The following is a 2448-nucleotide window of genomic DNA, read 5'->3' as shown; positions in this document are numbered from 1 at the left end:
TGGGGCACGGGCGGGCGCTCAAGGCCGTCGCGAGGAAGCGGCTCAGGGCGATATACGCCGTGATGCGCGACCGGGTGCCCTACCGGGAGTAGCCCCGACGGTTGACAAAACTATAGGAACACCCAACTGCCACCTTGTCATGAAAAAGGCGAGGCATAGACCTTCTGGTCGTGCCTCGCCTTTTTCATGACAAACTATCGTCCTGGGCGTTTACAGCGTCGAGCAGTTGCGGCGTTTGGTAAAACGCCGCAACGAACTAGCTCATCATCGCATTCATCATCTCGGTGGTTGCGGAATCGTCGGCAGACCACTCGTTATCCTCGTTGGCGGAATACTTAAAGGTAACCTTGGTGTCCTTGGGCTTGGCGGCCTTGGTCACATCGACCATCACCTGGCCGGCAAGTTTGTACAGGTTGTCCTCGGACGGCAGCTCGTCGAGCGCTGCAATCTTCTCCTGATACTGGGTGGCGAAATCTTCGACGATCTTGTTCATGGACTTGCAAGTGATGGTGACTTCGGCAGTCGCGGTACCCTTGTCCTCGTCGACCGTCACGTCGCCGATCTTGTAATCAAAACCCTCGAGATAGCTCTTGGCGTACTCCTTGGGATCGATGCCCAGCTGCTCAAACTCGTCGCCCGAAGCCTCTTTCAGACCGGAGAGGAAGTCATCGCCGCCGTTCTTGATCTCGTCAAACTGGCTCGTAAGGTCGCTGGTGATGAGCTCCTCCACCGAAGGCCCTCCGCAGCCGGAAAGCAAAACCACGCACGCAACCAAAGCGGCCATCAGGGGCGCAAGCAGCAGCTTCTTTTTCATGACATTCCTCCAAACAAGCGGCGCCGCGTTCCCCGCACAGCGCACGTCGTAACAGCAAGTCCATATTAGCGGCCCGGCCCAACCCCTGCGTCGCAAAAGCGCAGACGGCTCAATTTGACGAGCGAATGGCCTGTAAAGCAAACCCCCTGCAATAAAATGCACCTGCTAGGCCTATTAAAAAAGGGCGGCCGGATAACCCGACCGCCCTTGCACATCCTTATGTTGTCGCAGTCTACTTGCGAACGACCTTAACGATGGCGTCACCGGCGGCGACGGCAGACTCAGCCTCGACGGCGAGCTCGACGTCGGCAAACTCGGCGGTGTTGGACACGGCCACGACGACGCAATCCTTGTAACCGGCAGCGGCGATCTTGGCGCGGTCGATCTTGAGCATGGGCTGGCCGGCCTTGACGACATCGTCAGCCTTGACGAAGCCCTCGAAGCCGTCGCCGTTCATGTTGACGGTATCGACGCCAACGTGCACCAGAACCTCGATGCCGCTATCGGACTGCAGGCCCACGGCGTGGCCCATGGTGACGGTCACCTTGCCGTCGCAGGGAGCGTAGACCAGGTCGTCCTCGGGCCACACGGCGCAGCCCTTGCCCAGTACCTCGCCGCTAAAGACGGGATCGGGCACGTCGGCCATCTTGACGACCTTGCCCTTGACGGGCGAGCACAGCACGTCAGCGCCGGCAGAAGCAGAGATGGAGGCAGGAGCAGCGGCAGCCGCGGGCTCAGCCTTCTTCTTGAACATATCAAACAGACCCATACGTTTTCTCCTCTTGATTAAGCGCAACGTTTTGCGCATGCCTATGGTGATTATAGTGCCAAATGGCCAAAATACTAAGGCGAGGGCTCGAATCGCAAGCCCTTCCCGGTAGTGCTCGTGGGATGAGCATCTCCTTTGCATCGCGGGTCGATAAGCCGAGTATCGCCTGCGCAGGTCATGGAGCGCATGGAGGGGCTCTACCAGAACACGCTGGCCGAGACGCAGGAGCTGCTCGACCCCACGCAGCTCGACCACGCCACCAAACTCATCGCGAACGCCCGACAGGTCGACATCTACACGGGCTCGCACAATCTCTATCCAGCGGGAATGTTCCGCGATCGCCTGTTCTCCGCCGGTAAAAGCGCGACGTGCCACGACAATATCGAACCCCAGGTGTGCACGGCGCTCGCCTCGGGCCCCGACCATGTGGCAATCGCCATCTCCTACAGCGGCCTTGCCCCCAACCTCAAGGACATCTTACCGATCCTCAGCAGTCGGCATGTCCCGGTCATCGTTATCGGCACGCCTCATTGCGCACGCATTCACCCTGGCTTTGCCGCCTACCTCACGGTGAGTGACCACGAGAGCATGACGCATCGCATCACGCAGTTCGCGAGCCACATCGCCGTGCAATACGTGCTCGATTCGCTCTACAGCAGCTACTTCGCCAAAGACTACGCCCGCTGCTCCGAGTTCCTAGAGCACTCGTTTCCCTACGCCCGCCTGCCCGGGCTCAAGTAGTCATTTAAGAACGTCCATTACAGTCGAAATTGTCAGCCCGGGACCGTCTCGGGCTACGATTGAGGCGCGCCCAGAACGGGCCGCCGACCGGGCGCCCGCGCACGGCCGAACGTCCCTGCCCCCG

General features: G+C 60.0%; 3 protein-coding genes. 1 reads left to right on the top strand and 2 read right to left on the bottom strand.

All coding sequences use genetic code 11. The features are described 5' to 3' along the window. Window positions 1–256: 256 nt before the first annotated feature. Complete coding sequence (locus AAAX36_RS09385) at window positions 257–814, bottom strand: hypothetical protein (RefSeq protein WP_349075274.1); 558 nt, start codon at window positions 812–814, stop codon at window positions 257–259. Between the two features lie 232 nt (window positions 815–1046). Next, a complete protein-coding gene (locus AAAX36_RS09380) occupies window positions 1047–1583 on the bottom strand; it encodes a PTS glucose transporter subunit IIA (RefSeq protein ID WP_349075272.1) in 537 nt (178 codons plus the stop codon). A gap of 186 nt (window positions 1584–1769) precedes the next feature. Between AAAX36_RS09380 and AAAX36_RS09375 the strand changes: the two genes are divergently transcribed. Then, window positions 1770–2324 carry an SIS domain-containing protein gene (locus AAAX36_RS09375; RefSeq protein WP_050766130.1) on the top strand — a complete coding sequence of 185 codons (555 nt, stop codon included), beginning with the start codon at window positions 1770–1772 and terminating at the stop codon, window positions 2322–2324. Window positions 2325–2448 lie beyond the last annotated feature (124 nt).

The sequence above is a fragment of the Collinsella sp. CLA-ER-H10 genome, from assembly GCF_040092475.1.
In the GTDB taxonomy this organism is placed as follows: domain Bacteria; phylum Actinomycetota; class Coriobacteriia; order Coriobacteriales; family Coriobacteriaceae; genus Collinsella.
Note: the sequence above shows the minus strand (reverse complement) of the source record. Positions and strands in the feature narration are given on the sequence as shown.

Excerpts from the sequence above, each read along its gene's own strand:
- AAAX36_RS09385 (WP_349075274.1), bottom strand. The coding sequence starts at position 814 with ATGAAAAAGAAGCTGCTGCTTGCGCCCCTGATGGCCGCTTTGGTTGCG.
- AAAX36_RS09375 (WP_050766130.1), top strand. The coding sequence starts at position 1,770 with ATGGAGGGGCTCTACCAGAACACGCTGGCCGAGACGCAGGAGCTGCTC.
- AAAX36_RS09380 (WP_349075272.1), bottom strand. The coding sequence starts at position 1,583 with ATGGGTCTGTTTGATATGTTCAAGAAGAAGGCTGAGCCCGCGGCTGCC.